This is a genomic window from Streptomyces sp. NBC_00178 (genome assembly GCF_036206005.1).
In the GTDB taxonomy this organism is placed as follows: Bacteria; Actinomycetota; Actinomycetes; order Streptomycetales; family Streptomycetaceae; genus Streptomyces.
The window spans coordinates 1151340-1167563 of sequence record NZ_CP108143.1 but is presented as its reverse complement, the minus strand read 5'-3'; the positions used below and the strand labels follow the sequence as shown (position 1 = coordinate 1167563).

15 protein-coding genes and 1 pseudogene are annotated in these 16224 nt (G+C 71.6%); 8 read left to right on the top strand and 8 right to left on the bottom strand.

Annotated elements, in window-relative coordinates; translation table 11 throughout:
• Positions 1–93 precede the first annotated feature (93 nt).
• Together OHT61_RS04865 and OHT61_RS04860 are read left to right on the top strand one after the other, a co-directional pair.
• Entirely contained in the window at positions 94–1599 is a 1506-nt protein-coding gene (locus tag OHT61_RS04865; RefSeq protein WP_329035339.1) for a glutamate-cysteine ligase family protein, read from the top strand.
• Positions 1600–1690: 91 nt separating this feature from the next.
• Entirely contained in the window at positions 1691–2470 is a 780-nt protein-coding gene (locus OHT61_RS04860) for a CPBP family intramembrane glutamic endopeptidase (protein WP_329035338.1), read from the top strand.
• Between the two features lie 33 nt (positions 2471–2503).
• Here the strand turns inward: OHT61_RS04860 and OHT61_RS04855 are convergent, their stop codons facing one another.
• Both OHT61_RS04855 and OHT61_RS04850 read right to left on the bottom strand, forming a co-directional pair.
• Positions 2504–3325 carry a PhzF family phenazine biosynthesis protein gene (locus tag OHT61_RS04855; protein WP_329035337.1) on the bottom strand — a complete coding sequence of 274 codons (822 nt, stop codon included), beginning with the start codon at positions 3323–3325 and terminating at the stop codon, positions 2504–2506.
• 239 nt (positions 3326–3564) lie between these two features.
• On the bottom strand, positions 3565–4365 hold the full coding sequence (locus tag OHT61_RS04850; protein ID WP_329035335.1) for a phosphotransferase: 801 nt from the start codon (positions 4363–4365) through the stop codon (positions 3565–3567).
• A gap of 747 nt (positions 4366–5112) precedes the next feature.
• Between OHT61_RS04850 and OHT61_RS04845 the strand changes: the two genes are divergently transcribed.
• From OHT61_RS04845 to OHT61_RS04835, 3 genes are all read left to right on the top strand, one after another.
• Positions 5113–5712, top strand: a complete 600-nt coding sequence (locus tag OHT61_RS04845; RefSeq protein ID WP_329035333.1) for a PadR family transcriptional regulator — start codon at positions 5113–5115, stop codon at positions 5710–5712.
• Positions 5713–5911: 199 nt separating this feature from the next.
• Positions 5912–6454, top strand: coding sequence for a Clp protease N-terminal domain-containing protein (locus OHT61_RS04840; RefSeq protein WP_329035332.1), 543 nt, complete (start codon positions 5912–5914; stop codon positions 6452–6454).
• Positions 6455–6521: 67 nt separating this feature from the next.
• Positions 6522–7556, top strand: a complete 1035-nt coding sequence (locus OHT61_RS04835) for an EamA family transporter (protein WP_329035329.1) — start codon at positions 6522–6524, stop codon at positions 7554–7556.
• 130 nt (positions 7557–7686) lie between these two features.
• Here OHT61_RS04835 and OHT61_RS04830 read toward each other — a convergent pair whose 3' ends face one another.
• Positions 7687–8373: a pyridoxamine 5'-phosphate oxidase family protein gene (locus OHT61_RS04830; RefSeq protein WP_329035327.1), complete on the bottom strand. Its 687-nt coding sequence runs from the start codon at positions 8371–8373 to the stop codon at positions 7687–7689.
• Positions 8374–8407: 34 nt separating this feature from the next.
• Between OHT61_RS04830 and OHT61_RS04825 the strand changes: the two genes are divergently transcribed.
• Positions 8408–9739 (top strand): aminotransferase class I/II-fold pyridoxal phosphate-dependent enzyme, encoded by a 1332-nt coding sequence (locus tag OHT61_RS04825; protein ID WP_329035325.1) that lies wholly within the window; start codon positions 8408–8410, stop codon positions 9737–9739.
• Here OHT61_RS04825 and OHT61_RS04820 read toward each other — a convergent pair.
• Positions 9730–10767 carry a DMT family transporter gene (locus tag OHT61_RS04820; RefSeq protein ID WP_329035323.1) on the bottom strand — a complete coding sequence of 346 codons (1038 nt, stop codon included), beginning with the start codon at positions 10765–10767 and terminating at the stop codon, positions 9730–9732. The genes OHT61_RS04825 and OHT61_RS04820 overlap by 10 nt on opposite strands.
• A gap of 73 nt (positions 10768–10840) precedes the next feature.
• On the opposite strand from OHT61_RS04820, the gene OHT61_RS04815 reads away from it, so the two are divergent.
• Positions 10841–11755, top strand: coding sequence for a LysR family transcriptional regulator (locus OHT61_RS04815; protein WP_329035322.1), 915 nt, complete (start codon positions 10841–10843; stop codon positions 11753–11755).
• 58 nt (positions 11756–11813) lie between these two features.
• On the opposite strand, the gene OHT61_RS04810 is transcribed toward OHT61_RS04815, so the two are convergent.
• Complete coding sequence (locus OHT61_RS04810; RefSeq protein WP_329035320.1) at positions 11814–12281, bottom strand: pyridoxamine 5'-phosphate oxidase family protein; 468 nt, start codon at positions 12279–12281, stop codon at positions 11814–11816.
• Positions 12282–12669: 388 nt separating this feature from the next.
• Here OHT61_RS04810 and OHT61_RS04805 point away from each other — a divergent pair, with 388 nt between their 5' ends.
• Positions 12670–13203, top strand: a complete 534-nt coding sequence (locus OHT61_RS04805; protein WP_329035319.1) for a hypothetical protein — start codon at positions 12670–12672, stop codon at positions 13201–13203.
• Between the two features lie 100 nt (positions 13204–13303).
• Here OHT61_RS04805 and OHT61_RS04800 read toward each other — a convergent pair.
• From OHT61_RS04800 to OHT61_RS04790, 3 genes and pseudogenes are all read right to left on the bottom strand, one after another.
• A pseudogene (locus OHT61_RS04800) lies at positions 13304–13406 on the bottom strand (IS5/IS1182 family transposase); the annotation flags it as partial.
• 91 nt (positions 13407–13497) lie between these two features.
• Entirely contained in the window at positions 13498–13938 is a 441-nt protein-coding gene (locus tag OHT61_RS04795; protein ID WP_329035318.1) for a Rieske (2Fe-2S) protein, read from the bottom strand.
• A 212-nt stretch (positions 13939–14150) separates the two neighbouring features.
• A complete protein-coding gene (locus tag OHT61_RS04790) occupies positions 14151–15401 on the bottom strand; it encodes a cytochrome P450 family protein (RefSeq protein WP_329035316.1) in 1251 nt (416 codons plus the stop codon).
• Positions 15402–16224 lie beyond the last annotated feature (823 nt).

The window sequence follows — 16224 nt, the reverse complement described above, 5'->3', positions numbered from 1 at the left end:
GCGGGGGCGTTACGGATCATCTGGGCGGGGCATTATCGATCCTGATACGAGCGGCCTGTGCCGTGGGCCGCCCACTCGAGGAGGGACCCTTCGATGGGCGAGAAGATCGTGGCGGGCGCCTTCGCCCCGTCCGATCGGCAGGCGTACCGCGAGAAGCTCGTCCAGTGCCTGAGCGGGCTGGAGAGGCTCCTGTCGGAGCAGAGGTTCGACAGGCCCCGGAATCTCATGGGGCTGGAGATCGAGCTGAATCTCGCGGGTTCCGACGGCATGCCGAGGATGCGGAATGCTGAGGTGCTCCAGCGCATCGCCAGCCGGGATTTCCAGACGGAACTGGGGATGTTCAATCTGGAAGTGAACATTCTTCCGCACCGGTTGAGCGGCCGGGTATTCGATCAGCTCGCAGAGGAGTTGCGCACCGGACTCGCCTATGCCCATCGCAAGGCGGCCGAGGTCGACGCGGGCATCGTGATGATCGGCATCCTGCCCACGCTGGGACGTGACGACGTGGTGTCGGCGAACCTCTCGGACGTCGATCGCTACACACTCCTCAACGATCAAATGGCGGCGGCCCGCGGAGAGGATTTCGTCCTCGATATCGAAGGCGTCGAACGGCTGGTCTCCACCTCCGCGTCCATCGCCCCCGAATCGGCCTGCACATCGGTGCAGTTGCATCTGCAGGTGACACCGGACCGCTTCTCCGACGTCTGGAACGCCGCCCAGGCCATCGCGTCCGTGCAGATCGCGCTCGGCGCCAACTCGCCCTTCCTCTTCGGCAAGGAGCTGTGGCGCGAGTCGAGGCCGCCGCTGTTCCAGCAGGCCACGGACGTGCGCCCGCCCGAACTGAGGAACCAGGGGGTGCGGCCCCGCACCTGGTTCGGGGAGCGCTGGATCGACTCGGCGTACGAACTCTTCGAGGAGAACGTGCGCTACTACCCGCCGCTCCTGCCGATCTGCGAGGAGGAGGAGCCGCTGCGGGTGCTCGACGAGGGCGGAGTGCCCGCCCTGGGCGAACTCGTCCTCCACAACGGCACGGTCTACCGATGGAACCGGCCGGTGTACGGAATGGCCGACGGCGTCCCGCACCTGAGGGTGGAGAACCGGGTCCTGCCCGCGGGACCGACCGTCACCGACGTCATCGCCAACGCCGCGTTCTACTACGGCCTCGTGCGCGCGCTCGCCGACGAGTCCCGGCCGGTCTGGACCAGGCTGTCCTTCGAGGCGGCCGAGGAGAACTTCGATGCCGCCTGCCGCCACGGCATCGACGCCGAACTGCTGTGGCCGCGCCCGGGCCGTTCGGGAGGCGTGGCGAAGGTCCCCGCCGTCAAGCTCGTACGCGACGAACTGCTGCCCCTCGCCGCCGCCGGGCTCGACGCATGGAACATCGAGCCCTCCGACCGGGACCGCTACCTGGGCGTGATCGAGGAGCGGTGCCGGCTCCGGGTGAACGGTGCCTCCTGGCAGGTCGACACCTATCACCGCGCCCTGGAGGCCGGACTGGAGAGGGAGGGCGCGCTCGCGGCCACAACCCGGCGCTACGGCGAGCTGATGCAGGTCGGCGAGCCGGTCCACACCTGGCCGGTCGGCTTCCCCGCCCCCTGAGCATCCGGCCGCCCGGTGTCCCGCCACCGCCGTCCCGTCGGGCAAGCTAGGACGCACAACCGACGGCAGGCGTACAGGTAAGGCGGGTCGCGTGACTGCAACCATTCCCCGGGAGGAGGCGTCCCCGCGGATCCTGAGGTCGGAGACCCTGCTCGTGCTGGCTCTCTCGCTCGGGGCCAGCGGCGTCTCCGCCCTGATCAGCTTCGTCGGCTCGCTGACGAAACCCGGGGGCCTCAAGGACCAGGCGGCGACGCTGAACGGGTCGTACGCCCCCGGTCGCCCCTGGCTCGACCTCGCCTGGCAGCTGTTCGGCATCGCGACCGCGCTGGTGCCGGTCGCCCTGGTGGCCCACCTGCTCCTGCGCGAGGGGGCCGGTCTGCGGACCCTCGGGCTGGACCGTACCCGGCCCGGGCAGGATCTCGGCCGGGGCACCCTCGTCGCGGCCGCGATCGGCAGTGCCGGGCTGGCGTTCTACCTGGCGGCCCGCGCCGGGGGGTTCAACCTGACGGTCGTGCCGGAGTCGCTGCCCGAGGTCTGGTGGAAGTTCCCCGTCCTGATCCTCTCCGCCGTGCAGAACTCGCTCGTCGAGGAAGTCATCGTCGTCGGCTACCTCCTGCGCCGGCTCGGTCAACTGGGATGGACGCCGACGGCCGCGCTGGTGGCGAGCTCCGTGCTCCGCGGCTCCTACCACCTCTACCAGGGGATCGGCGGGTTCATCGGCAACGTGGTCATGGGCGTGGTCTTCGTGCTGCTGTACCGGCGCTGGGGCCGGGTCGGGCCGCTGGTCGTCGCGCACGCGCTGCTCGATATCGGGGCGTTCGTCGGATACGCCCTCCTCGCCGGGAAGGTGGGCTGGCTGCCCACCCCCTGACACACGGCCCGGCCCGGCCCAGCTCCGGCGTGCTCAGAGCGAGGTCAGCAGATCGCCGTCGACGACCGTCACCGCGCTGCCGGTCAGCAGGGTGCGCGTCCCCCGCAGCGAGGTGCGGACCAGGCCCGAGCGGGCCGACGCCTGCAGTCCGGTGAGGTCGTCCCGGCCGAACCTGGCCGACCAGAAGGGGGCCAGGGCGGTGTGCGCGCTGCCGGTCACCGGGTCCTCGTCGATACCGACCCGGGGGAAGAAGCCGCGCGACACGAAGTCGTACCCGCCAGCCGGGTCGCCGGCCGCGGCGGTGGCGATGACACCGCGGCGGGAACACGCGGCCAGTGAGGCGAAGTCCGGACGCAGGGCGCGTACGGCGGCCTCGTCGGCCAGCTCCACCAGGAGATCACCGACGTGTTCCCCCGTGTCGTGAACGGAGACGGGAGACGCGCCGAGCGCTTCCACGAGTCCGGGGGGAGCGGGGACCGGTGTCAGGGGCGCCGTGGGGAAGTCCAGCGTGAGGGAGCCGTCATCGCGCGCGACGGTACGAAGGACCCCGGCGCGGCTGGCGAACCGCACGGTGCCGCTCGCGGTGCCCGTGGTGTGCAGGACGTGGGCCGTGGCCAGGGTGGCGTGTCCGCACAGGTCCACCTCGGTGGCCGGGGTGAACCAGCGCAGCGCCCAGTCGGCGTCACCGCCGGGCGGCAGCGGGTGCGCGAAGGCGGTCTCCGAGAGGTTGAGTTCCGAGGCGATCAGCTGCAGGCGGGCCGATTCCGGGAACGGGCCCGCTTCGAGGAGGAGGACCCCAGCGGGATTCCCGGCGAAGGGGCGGTCGGTGAAGGCGTCGACGATGCGGATCTTCATGCCGTCGACGGTAGGCGTGACGCCTCTGGACGGTCCAAGGCCAATCGGGGATGTGCGGCCTGCCCTGTGTGATGACTGTTGCCCCGCGGATCGCCACGACGACCGCTGCTGTGTTCAGGCCCTGTCCAAGGACGCGACAGGCCTTCGCGCCGGACGTGGACCGTGCATTGTCGTCGGAACGTGTACCGCCGACGCGGGGCGATGCTCCAGGACCCTCTGGTACCGAACGTCCGGGGCGGTCAGCTCAGCAGGGCAGCCGTGAACGTCTGGCGGTGGTTCACCAGCCAGTTCTGCATGCGGTCCCAGCGTTCCCAGCCGCCGCGCTCGGCCAACGCCCGGGTGTAGACCTGGTCTCCGCCGGCCACACGGCGGGCGACGAAGGCCCGGCAGGCGTCCGTGGCCTGCTCGATGACGCCGGGCAACTCGGCGCGGCTCCCCGCCGGGAGCCCGTAGCCGTCGACGAGGATCCGCAGCCGTGCGGGCGCATCCAGTCCTTCGGGATGGAGCGCGGCCGCGGACTCGGGATCGAGCATGGGCACCCAGTAGCGCGCGGTCATGGCGAGGTCCCACGCAGCACGGCCCGGGGCCGCCAGATCGAAGTCGATCAGAGCTGCGGCACGACCGTCGCGGAAGACGACGTTCTCCGGGCACACGTCGTTGTGGCACACCATCGTCCCGCCCTCCGGGTCGGCCAGGTCCGCAGGCCACTCGGCTCGGGAGTCGATCTCGACGGCGGCACTGGCCTCGTGCAGGCGCCGCAGCAGGCTTCCCACCGACGTGAGGGCGGAACGTGTCATCGCCCAGTCCGGGAACGGTGGCAGAGCCACGTCGCCGGGGAGGTAGGTCAACCACTCACGGCCGTTCGCGGTGAGGCCGACAGGGGCCGGCGCCGCGTCGAAGCCGTGCTCGCGCAACGCGCGGAGATAGGTGTGAAGGGCGCGGGCGTTGTGCGGTGCCGGTCGCTCCACCACGTCCCCCCGGCGGAAGACCGTCCCCGCGTTCGCCATGCCGCCGACCAGTGCCTCGTCCTCAGCCGTCATGAGGGAGCACGCTATCGCTCGACCGTGCCCGGCCGGACGCGACGTGGATCAGCGCTCGACGGAACGCGCGACGCGGCAACCCATGCCGTCGGCCTGTGATGCCGGATGGCGGCGCCGCGCGGAGGTCCGGCGACCGCAGCGCTCGCCACGCGGCGCCCTCAACCCGGCGGAACGGCGATCATCCCGTCCTCGGCGAGGGGACGGCCGGTGGGCTCCAGCTCGAGTGCGGAGAGAGCTCAGTCGTCGGTGCCGCCGAAGCTCGGGTCCCCGGGTACGGGCCGTGGCCGAGTAGTTCATCGGCAGTTCCGCGTGGAACCGGCCGCAGCACGGGCCGGTGAATCCGGGGGCGCTGGTCGTGGTCGAGACCCTGGCGACCGGATCCCGCACCCCGGTGACTGCGCCCAGGCCCTCCACCGGCACGACAGGTCATCCGAGGGCGCACCTCACCGGCAGTCCCCGTCCGAGCCTGCGGGGAAAACAGGGGGAGGTGTGTGCGTGACCTCGTCGCCCGTGTCGCAGACGATCCATGAAGGAGCAGGTCAGAGGCGGTAACGCGTCTGCGGACCGCGTCACCCGACGCAGTGGGATCGGTGCCGCTTCGGTGGGATCAGCGCCGGGTTCATGAGGCAGGTCGGGGAGGGCCGATGCGTGGATCCTTGTCAGGCGATAGTTTCCGATATATCGTTGACGCATCGCGACAGATCAACGACAGGGTCGCGTGACAAGACACAGGAGAGGAGCGCAGTCATGCGTTCACATGGACACGAACACGGATGCGGCCCCGGGCGCCGAGGCGCCGGCAGGGGAGAGTTCGAGGGAGGCCGCCCCGCCTTCGGCCCGTTCGGGCCGCCCTTCGGCGGTGGACCCTTCGGTGGCGGCGGGCGTGGCCGGGGAGGCGGCCGGGGAAGGGCCAGGCGCGGTGACGTACGTGCGTCGATCCTGACGCTGCTCAAGGACCGCTCGATGCACGGCTACGAGATGATCCAGGAGATCGGCGAGCGCAGCGGAGGGGCCTGGCGGCCCAGTCCCGGCTCGGTGTACCCCACGCTCCAGCTGCTGGAGGACGAGGGTCTGATCGTCAGCGCGAGCGAGGGTGGCAAGAAGCTGTTCACCCTGACGGAAGCGGGTCGTACGGAGGCCGAGTCCGGCCCCGAGGCGCCGTGGGAGGAAGCCGGTCGCGGTGTCGACTGGGAGGGCGTGAACGAGATCCGGCAGGCGGGCTTCGGTCTGATGGAGGCGTTCGGCCAGGTCTGGAAGACGGGCTCCGCCGACCAGCGGCAGAAGGCCCTGACGGTGATCGGTGACGCACGCAAGAAGCTGTACCTCATCCTCGCCGACGAGGACTGAGCCGTGAGGCTTCGCCTGGCGTCCGGGAGGGGCCCCGTCCGCGGGGCCCTTTTTGTGCCGGGCGGCGGAAAATGCTCTCCGTGATGGCGTGATCTCATCCAGAAGGATGAGGAACCCCGGACGGCCCCCGCCTTTCGCGGGATGCCGGATGGACCGTACCGGGGATGTTTTCGCTCCACGTGGGTGGTGAGGTGGAGTGGTGCAGTTCCGGACACGAGACACCCCCGAGCAGATCCCGCCCAATCTTCCGCGCCCCGAGGTGGCGCTGAGCCCCGCCATGGCCGCGGTGGTGAGCGGCGCGCGCAGGCGTGCCCTGCGCGACGGCGACCGACACGTCGACACGGCCCATCTCCTGCACTCGCTCGTCGAGTCGGACATCGCTGTGCGGGACGCGTTCGACGGAGCACCGCAGTTGGCCAGGGTGCTCGGATACCTCGTGCAGCGCAGCATCGGCTACGGCCTGCGGTGGCAGGGGGTGCGGGAGGATTCGGGCGCGGTTCCGGTCGTGCGGGCTTCCGGCGGGGAGGGGTTGTCGGCTCCGGCGGCCGATGCGCTGGAGCGGGCTGGGCGGGATGCCGCCCGCCGGGGACGACCCCACGCCGACGGCCTCGATCTGCTGACCGCGTTGCTCGCGGATCCCCACTGCCGGGCGGTCGAAGTGCTGGAACGGGCCGGGGTCGAAGCCGGGCGGCTGGCCGCACGCGCCGAGAGCGGACGGGCGGCCGGCGAGATGTCATCGTGATCATGGACACGCAGAGGTCAGGTGCATCGGGGGTGACGCTGCTGACCGCTCCTGCCATGATGTGCCGATGCACGCGTCTCAGGGGAGAAGCGCCGGACTGGGCCTGGCCCTGGCCTCGGCGCTCGCATTCGGTGGTTCGGGGGTCGCGGCGAAGCCGCTGATCGAGGCGGGAGTCGACCCGCTGCACGTGGTCTGGCTCAGGGTGGCGGGCGCCGCTCTCGTCATGCTGCCCGTCGCCTGGCGGCACCGGCATCTGGTGCGCGAGCGGCCCGCCCTGCTGGCGGGCTTCGGGCTGTTCGCCGTCGCCGGTGTCCAGGCCTGCTACTTCGCGGCGATCTCGCGCATCCCCGTCGGGGTGGCGCTGCTCGTCGAATACCTGGCTCCCGCCCTCGTCCTCGGCTGGGTGCGGTTCGTCCAGCGCCGTGCCGTCACCAGGGCCGCCGCCGTCGGCGTGGTTCTCGCGGTCGGCGGACTCGCCTGCGTCGTGGAGGTGTGGTCGGGACTCCGGTTCGACGCGGTGGGCCTGCTGCTCGCCCTCGGGGCGGCCTGCTGCCAGGTGGGCTACTTCGTCCTGTCGGACCAGGGCGCCGGGCACGGGGACACCCCGGATGCCGAACCTCCGCACCCCTTCGGGGTGATCGCCTACGGACTGCTGGTGGGGGCCGTCGTGCTGACCGCCGTCGCCAGGCCGTGGGGCATGGACTGGTCGGTACTCGGCGGCGACGCGGTCATGGGCGGACGCGGCGTCCCCGCATGGATCCTGCTCGGCTGGATCGTCCTGCTCGCGACGGTGCTCGCCTACGTCACCGGCGTGGTGTCGGTGCGGCTGCTCTCGCCCCAGGTGGCGGGGGTCGTCGCATGCCTGGAGGCGGTCATCGCGACCGTGCTCGCCTGGGTGCTGCTGGGCGAGCACCTCTCCCCGCCGCAGTTGGCGGGGGGTGCCGTGGTCCTGATCGGAGCCTTCATCGCCCAGTCGTCCGCGCCGAAACCGCCTACGGGGCCCGTCGCGTCGGGCGCGGGCCTGCCGGGTGCGGAGGCGGTGGAGAGCCGGCAGTCGGCCGGCCCCGAGGGTGAGTTCTCAGGGCGGCCCGGCCCGTCCTAGCCCGGTGACGCCGTGTCCGGTCGCACCCCCGGCCGGGCCCGTCCGATGACGCCCTTTCCGGTCGCGCCCCGCCCCGCCCCTCGCCCGGTGCCATGCTGCGTACCTGAGCCCGTTCGCCGTCGACGGCGGTTCAGAGCCCGCCGAGGTAGTCCGGTACCCCGATCGCGGGGTCCAGGTCCTCGGACGGCACCGGTGTCCCGTAGGTCCTCGTCACCGGGACGACGCCCGCCCAGTGGGGGAGGGAGAGGTCCTCCGGATCGTCGCTCGGGCCACCCGTGCGGATCTTCGCGGAGACCTCGTCGAGGTCGAGGCGGATCACCGCGGTCGCCGCGAGTTCCTTCGTGTCCGCGGGCCGCGAGTCCTTGGACCTGCCGGGCACGGCCTGGTCGACGATCGCGTCGAGCGCGAGGCGCCGCTCCTGGGGGTCCGTCACCGTGCGCGCGATCCCGTGGACCACCACGGAGCGGTAGTTCATCGAGTGGTGGAAGGCGGAGCGTGCCAGCACCAGACCGTCGACGTGTGTGACCGTCAGGCAGACGGCGAGCCCCGGGTCGGCGGTGCCGGCCGCGCGCAGCGGGCGTGACCCCGTCGAGCCGTGGACGTACAGCCGCTCGCCGATCCGGCCGAACAGCGTCGGCAGCACGACCGGCGCGCCCTCGCGGACGAAGCCCAGATGGCACAGGTACGCCGCGTCGAGTATCGCGTGGACGGTCTCCTTGTCGTACGAGGCGCGCTCCCTGGAGCGGCTCGGCACCGTGCGCTCCGTGGGCTCGTAGGCAGGCGCTCCGGGTGCGGCGGGTGTGGCGCTGTCCGGCATGTGCTCTCCATTGCACTAGTGCATAATAGTCTTTGTGCTAGGAGAATATCGGATCAGTGGGCGGGGCGCGTCGGACATTTCCGCGAGCGTGGAGCGCGGGGTGGCCTCGGGCGAGCTCGCGCCCGGTCATATGCTGCCGCCGATGCGGGCGTTGGCGCTCCAGCTGGGTGTCAACCCGAACACGGTGGCCGCCGCCTACCGCACGCTGCGGGAGCGCGGGGTCATCGAGACGGCGGGCAGGCGGGGGAGCAGGGTGCGACCGCGACCGGCCAGCACCACGCGCGGCTCCCTCCGGGTGGAAGCCCCTCCCGGCGTGCGTGAACTGGGCGACGGCAACCCGGACCCCGCGCTGCTGCCGGACATCGGTCCCGCGCTCGCCGCGGCCTCGCGGGCGTACGCCGACCGGCCCGGCCTGTACGGAGACGCGCCCGTACTCCCCGAATTCGAGCGTCTGATCCGGGCCGGTCTGGACGCCGACGGAGTCCCGGCCGGGCCGGTCGCGCTCGCGTCCGGGTCGCTCGACGCGATCGAACGGGTGCTGACGGCGCACCTCAGACCCGGTGACCCGGTGGCCGTCGAGGATCCGGGCTGGGGCGCCCTCCTCGATCTGATCCCGGCGCTCGGCATGCGTCCCGTCCCGGTCGCGCTGGACGACGAAGGGCCCCTGCCCGACGAAGTCGAGCGCGCCCTGCGCTCGGGGGCGAGGGCCCTGGTCGTCACCGACAGGGCGCAGAACCCGACCGGCGCCGCGGTGAGTTCCGCGCGGGCGGCCGCGCTGCGGACCGTCCTCGCGGGGCATCCCGGGGTGCTCCTGATCGAGGACGATCACGGCCACGCGATCGTCGACCTGGCAGTGCACCCGCTCGCGGGTGTCACGGAGCACTGGGCGTTCCTCCGGTCCGCCTCCAAGGCGTACGGCCCCGATCTGCGGCTTGCTGTGCTCACCGGGGACACGCTGACCGTCGATCGGGTGACGGGACGTCAGAATCTTGGCCCCGGCTGGGTGAGCGGTCTGCTCCAGCGGACCGTGCACCACCTGTGGGCCTCCGGCGCCGTGGACCCGGTCGAGGTCGCCCGGTCCTACGGGCAGCGGCGGGACGCGTTGATCCGGACGCTCGCCGAGCGGGCGGTGCCGGCGTTCGGCCGTGCCGGGATGAACGTGTGGGTGCCCGTGAGCGACGAGACCGGCGCGGTGGCCAGGATGCTGCACGCGGGCTGGGCGGTCGCCCCGGGTGCGCGCTTCCGGATGGCGTCGCCGCAGGGGGTGCGGCTGACCGTGTCGACGTTGACCGCCGCCGACATCGAACCGCTGGCTGACGCGGTCGCGGAGGCGGCGCGCCCGGTCCGCCCGGTCAGCTACGGCTGAGTCCGCCCGACGTCCGCGCCGGCTCCGGCGTCCGTGCCCGCGCCCGTGATCCGGCGGGACGCGGCTGTCGAACCCCGGGCCCGGCTCTGGGTGAGGGCGGCTCCGGCCAGGACCACCAGTGCGCCGGCCGGGGTGTTCCAGCTCAGTTCCTCGCCGAGCACGGCCACACCGGCGGCCGTGGCGATCACCGGGATGAAGTAGGTCACCATCTGCGCCGTCGTCGGGCCGACCTCCTGGACGAGCCCGTACTGGAGCAGAACGGCGAGGCCCGTCCCGAGGGCGCCGAGCGCGATCACCGCGAGCGTCGGCAGCAGCGGAAAGCGAGCCGGCACCGAGGTGAACAGTGGTGTGATCAAAGCCAGTTGCACGGTGGCGACGAACAACTGGCTCCCCGTGAGGGACAGGGTCGACGCACCCGTGCCCGCCAGGGTCCGGCGGACGTGGATCCAGCCGACGGGGTAGCTCAGCGAGGCGAGCAGGGCCATCGCCGTACCCCTGAGATCCAGCCCGGCGAACCCCTGCCACGCGCCCAGCACGGTGAGTACGCCGATGAAGCCGAGGCCGAGCCCGGCGACGCGGCGGCGGGTCGGCCGGTCCTCGGACAGCGCGACGACCGAAAGGGCCATGCCCCACAGCGGCGATGTCGCGTTGCAGATCCCGGCGAGCGTGGACGGGATGGTCAGCTCGGCGTACGCGAAGAGCGAGAACGGCAGGGCGTTGAGGAAGAACGCCGCCACGAACAGATGGACCCAGGTCCGGCCGGAACGCGGCAGCCGCTCGCGGCGCACGGCCATGGCGGCGACGAGTACCAGGGTGCCGAACAACAGGCGGCCCCAGGTCACCTGGAAGGGGGCGTACCCCTCGGTGCCGACCTTGATCAGCAGAAAGCTGAATCCCCAGATCAAGGACAGTGCGGCGAAGCGGACACGCCAGTCCAGGCTCCGCCGTGCAGGCCGGGGGAGCCGGGACGGGGCCACGGGCGACGGGACGGCGGCCGGCCGGGTTCCCGGTGCGGAGGGAGCGCTCATGGAGTAACCATGACGGGGGTGATTGCGTAGAACAAGTGAGACTTCGTTGGGTCCTACGCGTAGCATCACTTACATGTTGAACCTGGAGCGGCTGCGCACCCTGGACGCCCTCGCGCGACACGGCTCGGTGAGCGGCGCCGCCGACGGTCTTCACGTCACCACATCGGCGGTCTCCCAGCAGATGGCCAAGCTCGAACGCGAGGTCGGCCAGCAGCTCCTGGCCAGGAACGGCCGCGGGATCCGGCTCACGGACGCCGGCCGCCTGCTCGCGGGCCATGCCGCGAAGATCCTCTCCCAGGTCGAGATCGCACAGTCCGACATCGAGGCGCAGCGCGGCCAAGTGGTGGGCGAGGTGCGGCTCGCGGCCTTCCCGACGGCTGCTCGCGGGCTGTTTCCGGCAGCGCTGACGGCCCTGCGGGCGCGGCACCCCGAACTGGCCGTGCGTACGGCGGAGATGGAGCCGGAAAGCGGGATCCGCGCCGTACTCCGGGGTGATGCGGACCTCGCCGTGGTCCTCGACTGGAGCAACAAGCGGCTACCGGTCCCCGGCGGTCTCGCCAGAGCCGGACTCCTCGACGACGCACCGGACATCGCCATGCCGTCCGGCCATCCGCTGGCCGACCGGACGGCGGTCGGCCTCGAGGACTTCGCCGACGACGAGTGGGTCTCCTGGCCCGAAGGCGAGTTCTGCTACGAGTGGCTCGTGTTCACGCTGCGGTCCAAGGGCATCGAGCCGCGTATCTCGCATCTGGCCGGTGAACACCACACGCAACTCGCCCTGATCGCGGCGGGGTTCGGTGTCTGCGTGGCACCGCGGCTGGGGCGTGGCCCCGTCCCCGAGGGGGTCCGGCTGGTGCCGGTGCGGCAGACCATGCGCAGGCACGTCCACGCCGTGTGGCGCACGGACGCGGACCGCAGGCCGTCGATCAGGGCCGCCGTCGACGCACTGCGCGAGGCGGGGCGGTCGCTGCACGAGCCGGCCGGCTGAGCGCGTGTTTCCCGCACCCGGCGCCGCGATCGGTGGGCGGCGGTCCGCGGGACGGTCCTCAAGCGCCGGTCAGCTTCCGGAAGTCCCACGAGGTGACGGCGTCCGGGGTGAGCCGGATCCAGGCATGCCGGGAATCGTGCGGCAGGGTGTCCAGGTCGAAGTACTTCGCCGCGAACATCCGCTCCGGCGGGCCGAGTTCGTCATGGTCCTCGCCCGTGCGGGGCACTTCCCCCACGAACTCCGCCCGGCCGGACAGCTCCACGCCCCGCAGTTCGCCGTACTCCACTCCGTCGTCGACCACGACGGCGATGCCCGGGTTCCGCAGCAGCTGTGCCCAGCGCAGGCTGCGCGTCAGGGAGTAGAGCCACAGCGAGGTGCCGTCCCACACGAACCACAGCGGGCCGACGTGCGGCCGCCCCTCCGCGGAGACCGTGGCCACCCGGCAGGTGCGCCGGCCGGCCAGGAAGGCGTCCCGTTCGGCGTCGGTCATCATGATCCGGCGCCCGCGGCGCTGAGTGGCGGACATGGGCGGGGCCTCCTGCGTTCGCCGGGTTCGTCCGGATGCCCGACAGCATGGGGCTTCCGCCCGCCCGGGGGCAATGCCCCGGCGGGCGCCGGTGCGTGCCTCCGCCGTACGTCGCCTCCGCGCGTTCCGGACGAGCCGGAGGGACGGACACCGGCGAAGGTTTCGCGGGCGCCGGAAGCGGGTTCGGGCGCCGGAGGCGGGGCGGCGTGGGGTCTCCGCCGGAGCCGGAGCGGCTCGCCTCGTCACGCGTGGAGCGTGCGCCCACCGGCGCCCCGCCGGAGCCCCCGCGAACCCGCGCCCCTAGGGCCTGCCTCCCTGATGCGGTGGCAACCGATATGGCGCGGAGACTTTTGTTTACATTGACCGTTTCGGGAACTAAAGTTGTCGCATGACGGTCTCTGAGATCACCCCAGAAGAGCAGGCAGAGCTCGACAAGGTCCTGTACGACGCCTTGACCCCCCTGGCCTCGGCCATCCGCTCCCGGGAGACCGGGTTGTCCGCCGACCGGATGTGGGATGCGAGCCCCGTCGAAGCGGCGCTGTCCGTCCTGGCCGCGTGGAAGGTGATGGATGGCGAGGTCAAGCGGCTCACGGAGAGGGCGGCAGTGACCGCCGGCTCCTACGGCGCGAGTTATGAGCAGTTGGGAGCTGTCTGGGGTATCACTCGCCAGGGCGCCCGCAAGAAATGGCCCGGTGCCGTCAGCCGCCCGGCACCCGCGACAGCGGGCGCGCTTGCGCTGTTCGGAGGGACTGCCGAGCTGGTGCAGTCGCCTTCAGGTGGTTGGGGCTGGACTGGGCGAGGCGCTGATGGAGCATCCGGCACGGTCGCCGAGCGGGCGCCGTACGCGACCGCAGAAGAGGCGGCAGCCCACGCGGGCGCTTTCCTCAAGGAACACGCCCTCGACTCCGACGGCCAGTCCTAGAGCTTCTCCAGTGGGTCATCTGCCGGCCCGGATGAGGATGGCCGCGAGGTGGAGTGCGGCCTGGTGGGCAATCGCGAGCTTGTCCGTTCGCATGGCCGTCCGGCAGATCCCGCCAGTGCGAGCAGGTGCGGTACTTCCGCGATGGCCTCCAGGGTTCGACGGTGATCGGCCCGTCGCCGACCGCGGACCGGATCGGCCGGCATCAGCGGCTCGATCCGGTCTCACATCGCATCAGTGGTCACTCATCAGACGGGCACATCCGATCAACTGACCAACCGATCGAAGAGGCACGCTCTAAGCCAGTGTGATCGCGCCGTCCGCCACCTTGATCGGCGTCTCGGGCAGCGGCTGTGTGGCGGGTCCGGCCGTGGCCTCTCCGGTCGCCGCGTCGAAGGTACTGCCATGGCAGGGGCAGCTGATCGCTCCGTCGGCGACGCCCTTGACCGCGCAACCCTGGTGCGTGCACTTGGAGGAGAAGGCCTTGAACGTGCCCGCGGCCGGCTGGGTCACCACCACGCCCTTGTCGGCGAAGACGACCCCTCCGCCCTCCGGTATGTCGCTGGTCCTGGCGAGAACCTCACCGCCGCCCTTCCCGGCCGGCTGCACCGTGTCCGCGCCCTCGCCGTCCTTCGAGCCGCCGCACGCGGTGAGAGCGGCGGCCACCCCCGCCGCGCCGACCGCCGCCACGACGGTACGACGCCCGAGGTGGACCTGACGCTCCTGCGATGCGCTCATGCCGGCATTCCCTTCATCGGTGTACGAGAATTCCCAGGGTGATACGGCCCCGCGGGGCCATGTGTTCAGGGCCGTGCCGACTCCTTCCGCCGGGATCGGCCGGTGCCACGGACCGGGCGGGATCGTGCCGACGGCCCCGCAGTCCTGCCATCGCGCGCGGCGACGGCCCGGCAGCCCGACGCGGTGCGCGAACTTCCGGTGCGCGGGCCGGCTCAGCCGTGCACACGCACCGGAAGTTCGCGCACACTGTTCCCCACGAACGAGGCGTGCCGGGGGAGTTCGGGATCAGGGACGGCGAGCGTGAGTGCGGGGAAGCGGGCGAACAGCTCCCGAAGCGCCACCGCGCCTTCCATGCGTGCCAGTGGCGCCCCCAGACAGAAGTGCGCGCCGTGGCCGAGCGAGAGGTGGCGGGCCCTGCTCTCGCGTGTGACGTCGAACCGTCCGGCATCCTCGCCGTGCGCCTTCGTGTCGCGACCCGCCGCCGAGTAGCCGGCGAGCACCGGGGTCCCCTTCGGGATCACGGTGCCGTCGAGTGTCAGGTCGCGGGTCGGATAGCGGAACGGGAAGTAGCTGACCGGGCTGTCCCACCGCAGCGTCTCCTCGACGACGTCCGCCCAGCTCGCGGTCCCTTCCCGGACCAGCGCGAGCTGGTCACGGTGGGTGCACAGGGCCCGCACGGCGTTGGTGATCAGGTTGAGCGTCGTCTCGTGTCCGGCGATGACGGTCAGCATGAGGGTGCCGATCAGTTCGTGCGGGCCGAGCCGGTCACCGTCCGCCTCGCGGGCCGCGATCAGCGCGCTGATCAGGTCGTCCCTCGGGTCCTCGGCCCGGGCCGCGACGACCGTGGCGAGCACGTCCACCATCTCCCGGTTGGCGGCCGTCACCTCGGCGGGGCCGATGTCGGTGGCGACGATCCGGTTGGAGAGGGTGTGCAGCCTGTCGTGGTGCTCCTCGTCGACGCCCAGCAGTTCACAGATGACGCCCATCGGGAGGGGCAGCGCGAAGTGCGCGCGCAGGTCGGCGACGCCGTCGTTCGCCGCGGACTCCTGTTCGAGGCCGTCCAGCAGGGAGCCGGTCAGTTCCTCGACGCGCGGGCGCAGCCGCTCCACCCGGCGCGTGGTGAACGCCTTGCTCATGAGGGACCGCAGCCGCCGGTGGTCCGCCCCGTCCGCGGTCGTCATCCCCTGCACGGTCGCGAAGGTCTTCAGCGGCCAGCCGTCGGGGATCTCTCCCTCCCGCAGCGCCGCGAAGTGCCGCGCGTCCTTCGCGACGTCGGGATGTGCCAAGAATTCCCTGAGGGCGTCATGACCCAGCACCGCCATGCCCCTCACCTCGCCCGGCAGCACCACCGACGAGACGGCGCCGCCGGCCAGCAGTCGCGCGTTGGCGGCGTGGGGGCACCCGCCGGACGGGTCCAGGCGGTGCGGCGTGTCGGGCGCGGGCTTCTCCGGCGACGTGTTCAACAGGGCTCCTGACGGAACGGCGCGTGCGTGACCGGGTACCTGTGCCACCTCGGTCGTGCGACGGCGTCGAGGCGTGGACCCAGGCATGTGCGGTCGCCGCGACGGGCGAACTCGGTTGCTGCGCAAGGGACATGGCCAGCCTAGGCCAACCCGTGCCGATCCGGCCGGTGATCGGGCGCGCCGGTGGAGGGTGCTCGGGGCCTCGGCCCGGCACCCGTCGCGGAGCACTCCTCGCGCTGTGGTGTCGCGCCTCTCCCGGCCCTGGGAACCCGGTGCGGGCTTTGGCCGGGACGCGGTGTCACGTCCCGGGTGGGTGGCGGCCCGTTCATGCCAGGACGCCGTTGAGTATGGGGCGCACACCCGGCGCATGGGTGCTCGGCGTGGTTTTCGGGTCAGCACAGGGGGCTCACGGGTATCGCGTCCGAGGATTTCCTGAATGGCCTGGTTCACATTCGGACATACCCAGACAGGAAGGGCGTTGTATGGCTCGATAGTTTCTGTTCGGCACCCGGGGCATATGCCGAGAACGGGTTCCGCGAACCTCCGCTCGCCCGCGTAATCGAAAGTGAATCCGGGAGTTCACTTCTCGGCCGCTTCCGGGCATCTAATGTGATTGGCATGGACGGGCGGGGTGCGGGTAGTCGTGGCTCCGCGGCTGGTTCGCCGCTGCTATTCGGTGGCGCTGTGCAGAGCCGCTCCGGGTGGCTGGAAATTTGCTGTGGGGGCCTGTTCTCGATGCTGCGCAATGCGGAATGCGATCCGCCTGCGCGTTCGGAGACAGTCGATTAATGTGCTGCGGAAGCAGCGAGAACAAGTGGGGGAA

Coding starts and splice junctions, on each gene's coding strand:
- OHT61_RS04865 (WP_329035339.1), top strand. CDS start 94: ATGGGCGAGAAGATCGTGGCGGGCGCCTTCGCCCCGTCCGATCGGCAG.
- OHT61_RS04855 (WP_329035337.1), bottom strand. CDS start 3,325: ATGAAGATCCGCATCGTCGACGCCTTCACCGACCGCCCCTTCGCCGGG.
- OHT61_RS04850 (WP_329035335.1), bottom strand. CDS start 4,365: ATGACGGCTGAGGACGAGGCACTGGTCGGCGGCATGGCGAACGCGGGG.
- OHT61_RS04845 (WP_329035333.1), top strand. CDS start 5,113: ATGCGTTCACATGGACACGAACACGGATGCGGCCCCGGGCGCCGAGGC.
- OHT61_RS04835 (WP_329035329.1), top strand. CDS start 6,522: ATGCACGCGTCTCAGGGGAGAAGCGCCGGACTGGGCCTGGCCCTGGCC.
- OHT61_RS04830 (WP_329035327.1), bottom strand. CDS start 8,373: ATGCCGGACAGCGCCACACCCGCCGCACCCGGAGCGCCTGCCTACGAG.
- OHT61_RS04820 (WP_329035323.1), bottom strand. CDS start 10,767: ATGAGCGCTCCCTCCGCACCGGGAACCCGGCCGGCCGCCGTCCCGTCG.
- OHT61_RS04815 (WP_329035322.1), top strand. CDS start 10,841: ATGTTGAACCTGGAGCGGCTGCGCACCCTGGACGCCCTCGCGCGACAC.
- OHT61_RS04810 (WP_329035320.1), bottom strand. CDS start 12,281: ATGTCCGCCACTCAGCGCCGCGGGCGCCGGATCATGATGACCGACGCC.
- OHT61_RS04805 (WP_329035319.1), top strand. CDS start 12,670: ATGACGGTCTCTGAGATCACCCCAGAAGAGCAGGCAGAGCTCGACAAG.
- OHT61_RS04795 (WP_329035318.1), bottom strand. CDS start 13,938: ATGAGCGCATCGCAGGAGCGTCAGGTCCACCTCGGGCGTCGTACCGTC.